The organism is Stenotrophomonas sp. PA-6-5C, from assembly GCF_021605635.1.
GTDB lineage: Bacteria > Pseudomonadota > Gammaproteobacteria > Xanthomonadales > Xanthomonadaceae > Stenotrophomonas > Stenotrophomonas lactitubi.
The window spans coordinates 18,007-31,877 of sequence record NZ_WKEE01000059.1; the positions used below are offsets into that span (position 1 = coordinate 18,007).

11 protein-coding genes are annotated in these 13,871 nt (G+C 66.0%); 6 read left to right on the forward strand and 5 right to left on the reverse strand.

Annotated elements, in window-relative coordinates; all coding sequences use genetic code 11:
• Nucleotide 1 precedes the first annotated feature (1 nt).
• Nucleotides 2-838, forward strand: coding sequence for a nucleoside triphosphate pyrophosphohydrolase (gene mazG, locus GIW57_RS20010; protein WP_236512477.1), 837 nt, complete (start codon nucleotides 2-4; stop codon nucleotides 836-838).
• Nucleotides 835-1,161, forward strand: coding sequence for a YnfA family protein (locus tag GIW57_RS20015; RefSeq protein WP_099818848.1), 327 nt, complete (start codon nucleotides 835-837; stop codon nucleotides 1,159-1,161). The genes mazG and GIW57_RS20015 overlap by 4 nt, the downstream gene beginning before the upstream one ends.
• A 125-nt stretch (nucleotides 1,162-1,286) precedes the next feature.
• On the opposite strand, the gene GIW57_RS20020 is transcribed toward GIW57_RS20015, so the two are convergent.
• Genes GIW57_RS20020 through GIW57_RS20040 form a run of 5 tightly spaced genes read right to left on the reverse strand, consistent with a single transcriptional unit; the run spans nucleotide 1,287 to nucleotide 8,273 of the window.
• Nucleotides 1,287-2,474: a GDSL-type esterase/lipase family protein gene (locus GIW57_RS20020; protein ID WP_236512479.1), complete on the reverse strand. Its 1,188-nt coding sequence runs from the start codon at nucleotides 2,472-2,474 to the stop codon at nucleotides 1,287-1,289.
• Between the two features lie 14 nt (nucleotides 2,475-2,488).
• On the reverse strand, nucleotides 2,489-3,241 hold the full coding sequence (locus GIW57_RS20025; RefSeq protein WP_236512480.1) for a glucose 1-dehydrogenase: 753 nt from the start codon (nucleotides 3,239-3,241) through the stop codon (nucleotides 2,489-2,491).
• A gap of 45 nt (nucleotides 3,242-3,286) precedes the next feature.
• Complete coding sequence (locus tag GIW57_RS20030; RefSeq protein ID WP_236512482.1) at nucleotides 3,287-4,591, reverse strand: MFS transporter; 1,305 nt, start codon at nucleotides 4,589-4,591, stop codon at nucleotides 3,287-3,289.
• Complete coding sequence (locus GIW57_RS20035) at nucleotides 4,588-6,837, reverse strand: oligoalginate lyase (protein WP_236512484.1); 2,250 nt, start codon at nucleotides 6,835-6,837, stop codon at nucleotides 4,588-4,590. Before GIW57_RS20035 ends, GIW57_RS20030 begins: the two co-directional genes overlap by 4 nt.
• Entirely contained in the window at nucleotides 6,834-8,273 is a 1,440-nt protein-coding gene (locus GIW57_RS20040) for a polysaccharide lyase 6 family protein (RefSeq protein ID WP_236512486.1), read from the reverse strand. The genes GIW57_RS20035 and GIW57_RS20040 overlap by 4 nt, the downstream gene beginning before the upstream one ends.
• Before the next feature lie 242 nt (nucleotides 8,274-8,515).
• Here GIW57_RS20040 and GIW57_RS20045 point away from each other — a divergent pair, with 242 nt between their 5' ends.
• The 4 genes from GIW57_RS20045 (at nucleotide 8,516) to GIW57_RS20060 (ending at nucleotide 13,770) form a co-directional block, all read left to right on the forward strand.
• Complete coding sequence (locus tag GIW57_RS20045; RefSeq protein ID WP_236512488.1) at nucleotides 8,516-11,407, forward strand: TonB-dependent receptor; 2,892 nt, start codon at nucleotides 8,516-8,518, stop codon at nucleotides 11,405-11,407.
• Nucleotides 11,408-11,509: 102 nt separating this feature from the next.
• Nucleotides 11,510-12,253: a FadR/GntR family transcriptional regulator gene (locus tag GIW57_RS20050; protein ID WP_089236513.1), complete on the forward strand. Its 744-nt coding sequence runs from the start codon at nucleotides 11,510-11,512 to the stop codon at nucleotides 12,251-12,253.
• Nucleotides 12,254-12,374: 121 nt separating this feature from the next.
• Nucleotides 12,375-13,334 carry an SPFH domain-containing protein gene (locus tag GIW57_RS20055; protein ID WP_089236512.1) on the forward strand — a complete coding sequence of 320 codons (960 nt, stop codon included), beginning with the start codon at nucleotides 12,375-12,377 and terminating at the stop codon, nucleotides 13,332-13,334.
• A gap of 1 nt (nucleotide 13,335) precedes the next feature.
• Complete coding sequence (locus GIW57_RS20060) at nucleotides 13,336-13,770, forward strand: NfeD family protein (protein ID WP_236512490.1); 435 nt, start codon at nucleotides 13,336-13,338, stop codon at nucleotides 13,768-13,770.
• The last annotated feature ends 101 nt before the right edge of the window (nucleotides 13,771-13,871 follow it).

A 13,871-nucleotide genomic window follows, 5' to 3' on the forward strand; every position in this document is an offset into this window, starting at 1 on the left:
CATGAGCACGCACGACACCCCTGCCACCGGCGACGCCAGCGCGGAGCTGGAGCGCCTGCTGGCCATCATGGCGCGCCTGCGCGACCCACAGGGCGGTTGCCCCTGGGACCTGGAGCAGAACTTCGCGACCATCGCCCCCTATACGATCGAAGAGGCCTATGAAGTGGCCGATGCGATCGATCGGGGCGATCTTGACGACCTCTGCGATGAACTGGGTGACCTGCTGCTGCAGGTGGTGTTCCATGCGCGCATGGCCGAAGAGCAGGGGGCGTTTGCTTTCGCCCAGGTCGCGCGCGCGATCAGCGACAAGATGCAGCGGCGCCATCCGCATGTCTTCGCCGACGTCAGCGTCGACGATGCTGATGGTGTGATGCGCAACTGGGACGCGATCAAGCGTGCCGAGCGCGCTGCCAAGGGCGAGCAGGACACCTCGGCGCTGGCCGGGATCTCCCGCGGTCTGCCCGAATGGCAGCGGGCGGTGAAGCTGCAGTCGCGCGCGGCCAAGGTCGGCTTCGATTGGCCCGGTCCGCTGCCGGTGCTGGACAAGGCGGCCGAGGAACTGCAGGAACTGCGCGAGGAGTTCGAGCGCGGCGACATTGCCGGCAACAAGGCGCGCCTGCAGGAAGAACTGGGTGACCTGCTGTTTGTCTGCGCCAACCTGGCGCGGCATGCGGACATCGATCTGGGCGCGGCGCTGCGTGGGGCCAACCACAAGTTCGAACGTCGCTTCCGGTCGATGGAGGCGCAGGCCGAGGCACAAGGCGATGCGCTGGCTGCACTCGATCTGGATGCACAGGAAGCGCTCTGGCAGCACGCCAAGGCTACGGAAAAAGCGTGAAAACGCTGGGGCTGTTCCTGCTGACCGCGCTGGCCGAGATCGTCGGCTGTTACCTGCCCTGGCTGTGGCTGCGCAAGGGCGGCAGCATCTGGCTGCTGCTGCCGGCGGCGGCCAGCCTGGCGTTGTTCGCCTGGCTGCTGACCCTGCACCCGACCGCCAGCGGCCGCGTTTACGCCGCGTATGGTGGCGTGTACATCGGCACGGCGCTGTTCTGGTTGTGGCTGGTCGACGGCATCCGTCCCAGCCGCTGGGACCTGCTGGGTGCTGCGCTTTGCCTGGCCGGCATGGCAGTGATCATGTTCGGGCCGCGGCAGCCGGTCTAATGGCGGCTGTTGATCTTCTGTAGAGCCGAGCCATGCTCGGCTGCTTTGGCAGAGGCAGCCGAGCATGGCTCGGCTCTACAGGAAGCAACAGCAGCCGAACGCGGGTTCGGCTCTACAGAACCGCCTCAGCGCGGGGCATCGCATCCCAGCATCTTCAGATCGATCGCGTCGGCCATGCGCCGGTAGCCCTCGTCGTTCGGGTGCAGATGATCGCGGGTGATGTTCGCCGGCAATGATTCAGGCTGTTTCGGATCACGCAGCGCCGCATCGAAATCCACCACGCCATCGAAGCCGGTGTCCTTGCCACGCGCCCACTGGTTGATCGCGGTACGGGTGGCGGCCGATACCGGTTCGTAGCGCTCCGAATCGCCGAAGGACGTCAGTGTGCCGAGATGAGCGCGGATGCCATGCGCATGCAGTCGTGCGGCCACCTGGCGGTAGCCCAGCAGCATGTCCGCCGCGCTGCGTCCCGGCAGCGGCTGTGCACCGCCACCGTGGCGGATGTCATTGATGCCTTCGAACAGGATCACCTGGTCGGCGTCGGCAACCGCGATCACGTCGCGATCCAGCCGCGACAGCGCGCTGTGGCTGCGGCCGTGGTCCAGCAGCTTGTTGCCGCTGATGCCCTGGTTGAGCACCACGAAGCGGTCCGGGCAGGCCTGCTGCAGACGCTGGCCCAATCGTTCGGGCCATTGGTTGAACGAGCCACGCGAGGCCGTCGCGCCCTCGGTGATGGAATCACCCAGGGCCACGATCACCTGCGGCCGATCCGCGCGCTGCACCAGCACGGCCGAGAACACATTCTGCTGGTAACCCACGCGCACGCTGTCGGCTACCGCATCCTGCTTGCCGTCGGCCACCCGCACCACGGTGCGGCGCACCGCAGGGCGGGTGGGCTGCGGGAAGTACGCGGTCACGCTGATCTCCTGCAGGGCGGCGACCTGCAATGGCAGCGCATCACTCAGCAGCACTGCACCTACCGGTATGTCGATGGACACGCGTCCATCGACAGTGACCGGCAGCGCTGCCGCCTCGCCATCCTTCAGGCGTATCCGCACGTCTTCCACATGCAGCGGCGTGGTGCCCAGCTCGTTGCTGATGCGCAGACGCAGCGCATCGCCCTTGCTGCCCAGGCGCATGTCCTGGCGCACGGTCTGCGCGGCGAACTGTACCGGCGCATCGGCGCTGCCATCCTTGCGGTCAGGCGCGGGCGAGGCGGTCCAGGCGGTGACCCAGACCGGTGCGGCCAGCGCCACGGGGGCGGCCACGGCGCTGCCGATGGCCAGGGAAAGCAGGGTGATCCAGCGCTGCATGGGCTTCGGTCCGGTCAGGAGAAGTAGGTGCCGCCGTTGACGTCCAGATTGGTGCCGGTGACGAACGCTGCTGCGTCCGACGCCAGGTACACCGCTGCATCGGCGGCTTCGTCCGGCAGGCCCTGGCGACGCAGCGGCGTCGAGCCGGCCACCGCCGTGCGCACTTCCGGCTTGGTGAATTCATCATGGAAGCGCGTCGCGATCATGCCGCAGCACAGCGCATTCACGCGGATGCCCTTCGGCCCCAGCTCCTTGGCCATGGCCCGGGTGAAGGTCATCACGCCGGCCTTCGCTGTGGCGTAGATCGCCGCGCCAGGGCCACCGCCATCGCGACCGGCCTGCGAGGCGAAGTTCACGATCGCCGCGCCTTCGCCCATGTGCGGCACCACGGCGTGCGTGGTCAGGTAGGTGGAGGTCAGGTTGAGGTCGATGACCTTGTGGAAGAACGCCGGATCGATGTCGGCCAGCGGACGACGCTCGACCATGCCGCCGGCCACGTTGACCAGCACATCGATGCGCTGGCCGAATGCCGCCTGGGTTGCTGCGACCAGACCGGCCACTGCGGCCGGATCGGTAACGTCGGCGCGGTGGGCGATGGCCTGGCCACCCGCCGCCTTGATCAGCGCCAGCGTCTCCTGCGCGCTGGCTTCGTCGTTGGCGTAGTTGAGGCAGACGCGTGCACCGGCCGCAGCCAGCTTGATCGAGACGGCACGGCCGATATCACGGCCACCACCGGTGACGATGGCCACCTTGTCCTGGAACGACATGCGGGAAACTCCTTGGTTTGCGGGGGAATGCGAGGGAAAGGGGGCTCAACCGTCGTTGCGGTCGAGCTTGTGGATCGGTCCGGTCCACCACCACAGCGCCACCAGCGACAGTGGCACCAGTGCGGCGACGAGGATGAAGATCGGTGCATAGGAATGGCGGGTCAGCACCGGCACCAGCCAGGTGGTGATCAAGGTGCCGGCCACTGCGGCCAGGCCGCCGAGACCGGCCAGCGTGCCGACCGAGCGGCCGTCGAACAGATCGCCGGGCAGGGTCTGGATGTTGCCGATGGCGATCTGGAAACCGAACAGCACCGCAGCGATTGCCAGCACCGCAAGCAGCGGTTGGTTGGCCAGTACCGCGCCGAGCAGGGCCGGTGCCATGATCACGCAGCCCAGCGAAATCGACAGCTTGCGTGCGCGGTCCACGCCATGGCCGGCATGGATCAGCCGCCCCGACAGCCAGCCGCCGCTGAGGCTGCCCAGCATGGCGCCGACGAACGGCACCCAGGCGAACAGGCCGATCTGCTTGATGTCGAAGCCGAAGGTCTCGGCCAGATAGATCGGCAGCCACGATACGAACAGCCACCAGATCGGATCCAGCAGGAAGCGGCAGGCGAGCATGCCCCAGCTCTGCCGGTGGGCCAGCAGCGAACGCACGCTGACCTTGGGCGCATCCGCGCGCTGCTGGCCCGCCTGGTCTTCCATGATCAGGCGTCGCTCGGCGTCACTTACCCACGGGTGCTTGTCCGGGCCGGCGCGATAGACGAACAGCCACGGCAGCAGCCACAGGAAGCCAAGTGCACCGACCAGCACGAAGGTGCCGCGCCAGCCCAGCCACAGGTACAGGCCGGCGATGGCCGGCGCCGAAACGATGGCGCCGATGGACGCACCTGCGTTGAAGATGCCCTGTGCGAGGGCGCGCTCACGCGCGGGGAACCATTCGGCGTTGGCTTTCACCGCGCCGGGCCAGGCACCGGCTTCGCTGATGCCCAGCATCGCCCGCACCACGCTGAAGGACAGCATGGAGTGGGTGACCGAATGCAGTGCGATCGAGATCGACCACACACTGATCGACAAGGCGAACCCCAGCCGCGTCCCGATCATGTCGAACAGGCGCCCGAACAGGAACTGGCCGGCGGCGTAGAACAGCATGAACACGGTTACCAGCAGCGCGTAGTCGTCCTTGGTCGCGCCGACTTCCTTGGCGATCTCCGGCCACATCACAGCCAGCGCATTGCGGTCGATGTAGTTGATCACCGTGGCCACCGCGATCAGGCCGACGATCAGCCAGCGCACGGCCGAGCGCACCGGCACCTTGCGCAGCGTGGCCACGGCCGAGGGGCCGTTCATCGTGCGTCACCCTTGCTGCGGTCCATGCGCGCATGACTGCCGCTCCAGCGGTAGGCATGGCCATCCACCGTCACGCTGTGTTCGCTCTCTGCGTTGCTGTCGTCGGCCACGCCCAGTGCGATGCGTGCACCGCTGGCCAGGCGCAGTTCGAGCACCTCGGCATCACTGCCGCGCGTGCGGACGATCTGCTTGATGCGGCTGTCGGCGCCGTGCACGTACTCGGCAGTGCCGTTGTACTCGCCGTGCGGTTCCAGCACGCTGAAGAAGGTCACATCCTTCTGTCCTTCCACGCGCTGCAGCAGCGCGGGCTCGCGGCGCAGGTTGAATTCGGGATCGTTGGCACCGCTTTCCACCAGCAACGCCTGCGATGGCGCGCTGCTGCCGAAGCGGTAGGTGTAGAAGCGTCCATCGAGCAGCCACGCCAGCGTGCGCGGCTCACTGCCGGCCTTGCTGCGCGCGTCCAGCCACAGGTGCTGGTAGCCGTTGTCGCTGCCGAGCACCGGGCGCTGGGTGGGGAAATGCTCGGCCTCGAAACCGGTGGTGACGATGTGGCCGTTGAAGTGCAGCGGCAGGTCGTAGCGTGCGGTCTTGTCGCCATGCACCTGCAGCAGGTCCAGCACCACCGGCAGGCCCAGTTCGGGGTGGCGCAGCAATGCCTGGGTGCGGGTGAATACCACGCCCGGGTAAGCATCGCGCATCGTCGCCGAAGCGATCTGCGTATCGGCGTCGGCCTGGAAGAAACGCACCTGCGGCGCATGTTCCTCGCCGCGCTTCCAGTCGCCCTTGAAGTGGCTCTGCTCGTTCACCACCAGGGTGTTGTGGGCCACGGTCTGCTTGGCCCAGCTGCGGTTCTCGGCCAGGTAGATGCCGCCTCGCTTGGCTTCCACGTTGAGGAAGCGTGCTGCGCCGTAGTCGGTCACCACGGCATTGCCGTTGTCGTAGAACAACCAGTTGAGCTTGTCGAAGTGGCCATGGCCCATGCCCTGCATGGTGTCCTTCTGCACCAGCGCCTGGCCGCGTTCGCCGCCCATGCGCAGGATCGCCAGACCGCCGCGTTCACCGTCCGGGCCATCGCGCAGCAGCATCGGCCGGTAGTCGAACGGTTTGGACTTGTTGGCCGCCAACGCCTGCGCCACCTGCAGCCCTTCCGGTGACAGCAGCAGGCGTTTCTGCTGCTGCGCGATCGACAGCAGACGATCATCGCCGGCCTGCGCATAGGCGATGCCGATGCCCGCCACCAGCTCTTCGGTGTCGATGCCCTTGTCCAGGATCGCATCGTTGATCGGGAAGAACAGTCCGTCGTAGCTGGTCTGCACCAGCACGTCCACCGCCTTCAGCAGCACGCCGTCGCGGCGCGCGAAGATCTTCCGCTGCGGCTCGTTGCGCTCAATGGCGTTGGCGAACAGCAGGAACGGGGCCAGCGCATAGCGCTGGTAGTAGGGGCCTTCCTCGTAATAACCATCGGGCGAGAACAGCAGATCGATCTGCCGCAGGAAACCGAACTGGTCATCCTTGCGGCTGCCGCGCAGCGATTTTTCCACCAGTTCCGGATCGCGCAGCACGTAGCCGGTCATGCCGGTGGCCGCCACCGCCCAGGTTGCGTGGTTGTGGATCTGGTCATAGTTCTTCGGCTCGCTGGCCAGGAACTCGGCCATCGGCCGGAACACCTGCGATTCGATGATCTGCCGATCCTGTGGCGACAGCGCATCGCGGATCGCGTCGTAGCCCTGGATGGCATTGACCAGCCAGACCGAATCGTTGAGCACCTGCCAGAACACCCGGCCGGGAATCTGCCCGCGTCCTTCCGGATGCGGGCCGAGGGTCGGGTAGAGCTTGGCGTACTGCAGCAGCATGTCGCGCGAATAGGTGACATAGGTCTTGTCGCCGGTCAGCCGGTACAGGGTGCCGGCGGCCAGCAGTGCCTGGTAATTGCGCTTGTGCTGCTCATGGGTGCGACCGCCGCCCTTGTCCTTCGGCACCGGCACGTCGATGCCGGTCTTCATCATCTTCTGCAGCGATTGCTGCGTACGCGCCTGCTCCTTGGCGAACCATGGATAACGGCTGCCCTCGCTGGCCATCTGCTGCCACTGCGCAGCGGTCACCAGTACCGGCGCGGTATCGCCTTGTCGCGCGGCTGCGGCAGGCGCAGCGTGCAGCGGCGCGGTCGGCAGCAGGGCGAAGGGAGCGGCCAGGGCAAGGGCGAGCGCCAGGCGGTGGGAACACAGGGACAGCGGCTGCAACCTCATCGATCAACTCCGGTGCTGGTGCGTGACAGGGCAACCTCGCCCACCTTGGGATACCAGTCCACCCCCGTCTGTTCGCGCGGGGTCATCGCCAGCGCCGGATCGGCGCCGATGGTGGGCAGCGGCGTTGCTGGCACCCACAGGCCGCTGGCGGCCTGCTGCAGGGCGATGCTGGCGCTGCTCACCCCGCCCGGGAATACGCTGCTGGCCTGCGGCGACTGCACGTTGTTGCTGAAGGCGATGCCGGCCAGCGAGCTGGCCGCATTCGGCGGGTTCTTGCTGGTGCGGTTGACGATCAGGTTGCCGCTGAAGTGGCTGTTGCTGGCCGCGACCACGATCCCCTTGGCCTCGTCATGGCCCACGCCGAAGCTGATCTTCGCCACGTCGACAAACGTGTTGCGGCTGATGGTTGCGTTGACCACCGGCGCATAGCCGGACAGTGGCGGATTGGCCTGTGCATCCATCACCGCCAGCGCCGAACGGTTGCTGGAGCCGGCCAGCCGTTCGAAGTAGTTGTTGCTGACGGTCTGGTCGGCATTGATGATGCGCACGCCGCCGGTGCCGGCCTTGTCGTCGCCGAGGAAGAGGTTGTCGATCACCCGGTTGCCGTTGCCATGGCGCAGGGTCAGCGCGCCGGCCGAGCGATAGAACACGTTGCCGCGGAAGGTGTTGCCACCGGACTTGTTGGAGACGATCTCGGTCTCGCCATCGCAGCCCTCGAACCAGTTGTTCTCGACAGTGCTGTTGGAATCGCTCAGCGAGGTGTCGCTGGTGCCAACGCGGATCGTCTCGCCGCCATTGACCCCCAGCGCCGGGCGCGGGCCGAACCAGTTGTGGTCGATGCGGTGCTGGTTGTCCAGGCCTTGGGTGGCATCGCGCACCACCACCACCGTCGGGCCAGCGTTGGTCTTGCCACGCAGCTGGCTGTGGTCGAGGCGGTTGTTGCTGCCGTACAGCGACACCCAGTAGTCCTGGTCGCTGCCATCGGGGTTGCTGTAGTCGTCGATGACCAGCCCGGTGACGCGGCTGTGGCTGGCCACCGCCTTGCTCGACTCGCGGAAGGCCACCACCGCGTCCCCCGGGGTGTAGCCGTTGCGGAACACCAGGTTGGAGACCTGCAGGTAGCTGCCGGCCAGACGCAGGTCCGACGCCCCGCTGAGGATCACCTTGCCCGGCGTCTGCGCGCGCAGCACGATCGGAGCGGCCGCCGTGCCCTGGCCCTTCAGCAGCAGGCGCGCGTCGGTCCAGGTGCCATCGGCCAGCACGATCTCATCGCCGGGCTGCAGCGCGGCAGCGGCGGTGGCGAACGCGCCGACGTCGTGTACGAGCCAGCTGGCAGCTGTTGCCGGCGAACTGGTCAGGCATGTTGCCAGTCCAATTGCCAGGCAATATCCAAGTGCAGGTTTCGAAAGGCGGTGCGAAGTCGATTGAATGCGCATGAAGTCCTTCCAGAGACGGCAATGCCGTGGTTTCAGAGTGGGTGTGCATACCACTTGCTGGGTGTGTTGTAAGCCACGTTGCGCGCAAAGTCATGCTGCATCAGCACATGAAATGGTCTGTAACTGGTCTGAATCAAAGGTATTACGAAAAATCCAGTCCAGTTGGTTGACATTTCTGTGTCGACGTGTCGAAGCTGCGTCCCACGCCTACCGTCCGGGCGATCCTTTGGGAGGAGGAAACCATGCGGCAACCTGCCGGAGTTGTACGTCGTACACCGTTGTCACCCACACCACTGATCGTGGCACTGCTCGCTGCGCTGGCGGCTTCGCCGGCCGTACAGGCGCAGTCTGCCGCTACCGGTTCCGGGCAGGACGCCACCACCCTGGACCAGGTCCAGGTCACCGGCATCCGCGAGTCGATGCAGAGTTCGATCAACAAGAAACGCGACGACACGGTGATCGCCGATGTGTTGTCGGCCGATGACATCGGCGACCTGCCCGCGCCGTCGCTGGCCGATGCGATCGAAACGCTGACCGGTGCCGCCTCGACCCGCGACAAGACCGGCGCGTCGGAAATCTCGATCCGTGGTCTCGGCGCATTCCTCAGCAGCACCAACTTCAATGGCCGCGAGATCACCAACGGCAGCGGCGACCGCTCGGTGAACTTCAACATGTTCCCGGCCGAGCTGATCAATACGGTGGCGATCTACAAGACCCAGCGTGCCGACATCATCGAAGGCGGTGTCGCCGGCACCATCGGCCTGGAGACGGTCAAGCCGCTGGAGTACGGCAAGCGCTCGGCGCAGATCGATCTGCGTGGCAGCTGGGCCGAGTATGACAAGAAGTACCGCGACGACGATGGCATCGGCTATCGCGGTACCGCCAGCTACATCGACCAGTTCGAATTCGGCAACGGCCAGAAGCTCGGTATCTCGCTGGGCATCCAGCGGCTGGAGGGCACCGATCCGGAGGAGAGCATCACCAGCGGTTCCACCTGGTATGCCTGCGACGGCAAGCAGAATGTGGCCAATGCCAACTGCAGTGAGGTCAGCGCGCAGGCCATCGCCAACGGTGCACCGTATTACCTGGTGCCCAGCAGCCGCATCTATCGCATGAAGCAGGAACGCAATGATCGCCAGAGCGAGTTCGCGGCGCTCCAGTGGCGGCCCAACGACGTGGTCGAGGTCAACCTCGATTTCGAGCATACCGAGCGCAACTGGGACGAGAACCGCAGCGACCTGAGCCTGTCCAACGCACGTCGCGGCATCACCCAGCGCGACGTGGACGAGGACGGCATCGTCCGCCGCCTGCATGGCAGCACCTCCATCGATTCGACCTCCAACCGCTATTGGCGTGGCGAGGAGTACACCGGTGGCGGCCTCAACCTGATCCTGCGCCCGAGCCCGGCCTGGGAGCTGTCCACCGATCTTTCCTATTCGCATACCAACCGCCTGGACAGCGAGCGCATGACCCGGCTGCGCGCCAACCAGCGCGACGTCAACAACGCCATCGTGCCGGGCATCAGCAGCGGCGCCACCGGCTATGTCGACTACGACTGGGACTGGCATGGCGAGGTGCCGAGCGTGGCGTTGGCGCCGAACTTCGACCCGAACAACTGGGACGCCTACACCGGTGCAGCGCGGGTGACCTCCAGCGCTACCGAGAACGACCACAAGATCAAGGCTGGCCGCTTCGATGCCAGCTTCATGCCCGAGTCCGGCTTCTTCACCCGCATCAAAGGCGGCGTGCGCGCCAGCCAGGCCGACTACCGCCTGCGCGACAATACCCTGGTGACCGACTACGACCAGCGCGTGGCGGCAGACAAGGCGAAGATCATTGCCGCCAACCGTGCCTGCCGTGCACCGTTCCCGCAGGATGACTTCATGGATGCGGCCAGCGGCAACACGATCTCCTCGTGGGCGTACTTCGATCCGAGCTGCCTCTACGAGTCCTTCCGCGGCACCAGCGACAGTGGTCTGGATCCGGATTTCCAGGATCCGAACAACGTCGATGTGACCGAGAAAACCCGCGCGCTGTACCTGATGGGCGAGTTCAGCAGCACGCTGTTCGGGCTGCCGGTCACCGGCAATGTCGGCCTGCGCTGGGTCAAGACCGACGTGCGCTCGGAAGGTGTGCGCACCGACCTGGCGATCATCGACAACGGCGACGGCACGATCCGCCTGCAGCCCACGGGTGATTTCACCACCCAGGTGTTCAAAGCGGGCAACGACAAACTGCTGCCGAGCCTGAACGCCGCCTTCGAGCTGAAGCCGGACCTGCTGCTGCGGGTGGGCGCGTACCGGGCAATGTCGCGCCCGGATATCGCCGCACTCGGCGCCGGCCGCACCATCAATGTCAGCAGCGATGCCACCTATACCGGCCTGGCCGACGCGCTGGACGACATCAGTGCCAGCGGCAATCCGGCCGCACAGCCGTTGATGTCCTGGAACGGTGATGTCTCGCTGGAGTGGTATGCGAACCCGGACACGCTGCTGGCCGGTGCGGTGTACTGGAAGCAGTTCAACGGCGGCACCGCCACCGCGCTGGTGCCGGAAACCTACACCATCAACGGACAGACGGTGACCGTGCCGGTGCGCCAGCAGGTGACCACCGACGAGGACAGCACCCTGACCGGTATCGAGCTCAGTGCCACCCATCGGTTCTCGTATCTGCCCAAGCCGTTCGACGGCCTCGGCTTCAAGGTCAGCTACAACTATGCCGACGCCGACTACCAGACCCAGGATTCACGACTGGGCGAGCAGTTGGCCGCCGATGGATCGATCATTCCGGCCATCGTGCCGCCGGCCGGCCTGAGCGGCTTCTCGCGGCATGTGCTGTCCGGTTCCCTCTACTGGGATGTGGGCCGGTTCAACATCCAGGCCATCGGCAAGTTCCGTTCGCATTATTACCAGGACTTCACCGGCAACACGGCGCAGCAGAACCGTTACTACGATGACAACACCAGTGTCGACCTGCGCCTGCGCTACCGGGTGAACAAGCAGCTGTCGCTGTCGCTGGAACTGATGAACCTGACCAACGAGCCACGCGTGGCGTACCAGCCGCTTTACGGGAATTTCCGCGAGGTGGTGAGCTACGGGCGGCGCGCGTATTTCGGTGTACGATACAAGTTCTGAACAGGGCGGCGCGGCCAATGGTCGCGCCGTCGCTCCAACCGGACCCGCACCGTGCCCGGTGGCCGGGGACGGGCCCGGAGGGAACCGCCAAGGGTCAGCCGCATGTCCGCCAACCGTCTCTACCAGACCATCGCCGCCAAGCTCCGCAAGCTGATCGAAGATGGCGAATATCCGTCGGGTTCGCGCCTGCCGGGCGAACGTGAGCTTGCCGAACGCTTCGGCGTCAGCCGGGTCACCATCCGCGAGGCGGAAATCGCCCTGGAAGCGCAGGGCTGGATCGCGATCCGTATCGGCTCGGGTGTCTATGTGAAACCGCGCCCGGCACAGGCCGTCGGTGGATTGCCCGACATCAGCGCCTTCGACCTCACCGCTGCGCGTGCCGTGTTCGAGGCGGAAGCCGCCGCGCTGGCGGCAAGCAATATCGATGAGGCCGGCATCGCCGAGCTGCAGGTGCTGGCCGAAGCGTTGTGCCGGCGTGACCTCACCGACGAGGAAGCCGGTGACTATGACCGTCGCTTCCACCTGGCCATCGCCCGCCTGTCGGGCAATCCGGTGGTGGAGTATCTGGTGCAGCAGATCTGGCGCATGCGCAGCGAGCTGCCGCGGGTGACCGAGGTCTATGCACGGGTGTGCCATGACGATGGCGCCAGCCGCGCCGACGAGCACATGGCGATCTTCGAGGGTCTGCGTGCACGCGATCCGGTCGCGGCACGCAATGCGATGCGGCATCACTTCCAGCGCCTGTTCGAGGCGATGCTGGAGGCGACCGAAAGCCAGGCGCTGGCCGAGATCCGCCGGCAGACCCAGCAGGACCGCGAGCGCTTCCTGGCCACGACCCGGATCTGACCAGGTCCATCCTGTAGCGCCGGGCCACGCTCGGCTGCTTTCCGTTGGAACGTCCCGCCCCCGCACTGCCTGCATCCGCGCGCTATGCTGGGCTCCGGACGTCTCCCATAAGGAAAGCGCGATGTTCCCGACCATGTTCTTCAGTGCGGTACTGGCCTTCGTGGCCGTGGTCATCCTGTTCAAGGCGGTACGGATGGTGCCGCAGGGTTATGAGTGGACCGTCGAGCGGTTCGGCCGTTACACCCATACGATGTCGCCCGGCCTGCATTTCCTGATCCCGATCGTCTACGGGGTGGGGCGCAAGGTGAACATGATGGAGCAGGTGCTGGACGTGCCCGGCCAGGAAGTGATCACCAAGGACAACGCCGCCGTGCGCGTCGATGGCGTGGTGTTCTTCCAGGTACTGGACGCGGCCAAGGCCGCCTACGAGGTGTCGGTGCTGGAAGTGGCGATGATCGCCCTGGTGCAGACCAACATCCGTACCGTGATCGGCTCGATGGACCTGGATGAATCACTCAGCCAGCGCGAGGTGATCAACGCCAAGCTGCTCAGTGTGGTCGACCATGCGACCAATCCCTGGGGCGTGAAGGTCAACCGCATCGAGATCCGCGACATCCAGCCGCCGCGCGACCTGCTTGATGCGATGGCACGGCAGATGAAGGCCGAGCGCGAGAAGCGCGCGCAGATCCTCGAGGCGGAAGGTTCCCGACAGTCCGAGATCCTGCGTGCCGAAGGCGAGAAGCAGGCCACGGTGCTGGAAGCGGAGGGGCGGCGCGAGGCCGCATTCCGCGACGCCGAAGCACGCGAGCGCCTGGCCGAAGCCGAAGCCAAGGCGACCCAGGTGGTGTCGGCGGCGATCGCCGACGGTGACGTCCAGGCCATCAACTACTTCATCGCACAGAAGTATGTGGAAGCGTTCAAGGAACTGGCCACGTCGCCGAACCAGAAGCTGGTGTTGATGCCGATGGAAGCCAGCGGCGTGATTGGTTCGATCGCCGGCGTGGCCGAGCTTGCCAAGCAGGCCCTGTCCAACCAGGAAACCCGGTCGCCGGCCAAGCGGCCGCCGCCGATTGGAGGCTGACATGCGCTGGGAAGTCGTTGCCTGGGGTGCGTTGGCGTTGTTGCTGTTTGCCGCCGAAGCGCTGGCGCCCGGCGCGTTCATGCTGTGGATCGGCATCGGTGCGGGGGCGGTGTTCGCGCTGGTAGCGGTGTTCGCCGATATTCCGGTGCTATGGCAGGTGGTCGCCTTCGTGCTGCTGAGCGTGCTGTCGATCCAGTGCTACCGGCACTGGGGCAAGCCGCGTGCACGGCAGAGCGACGCGCCGCTGCTGAATCGTCGCGCTGAACAACTGGTCGGGCGGGTGGTGCCATTGCAGCAGGCCATCGTCGGCGGGCAGGGCAGGGTCAGCATCGACGACGCGTCATGGCAGGTAAGTGGGCCGGAGCTGCCGGCCGACACGCTGGTGCGGGTGGTGGCGGTGCAGGGCAGTGCGCTGGTGGTCGAAGCGGCCGGCTGAGTTTTCCAGCCCTGGTTCTTATACACATTTGGACCGGCCGACGGAGGGAAAGGAGGTGGGGAGTTGGGGGGGTGGCGGGATGTGAAAAAAGAAAGAAGTGG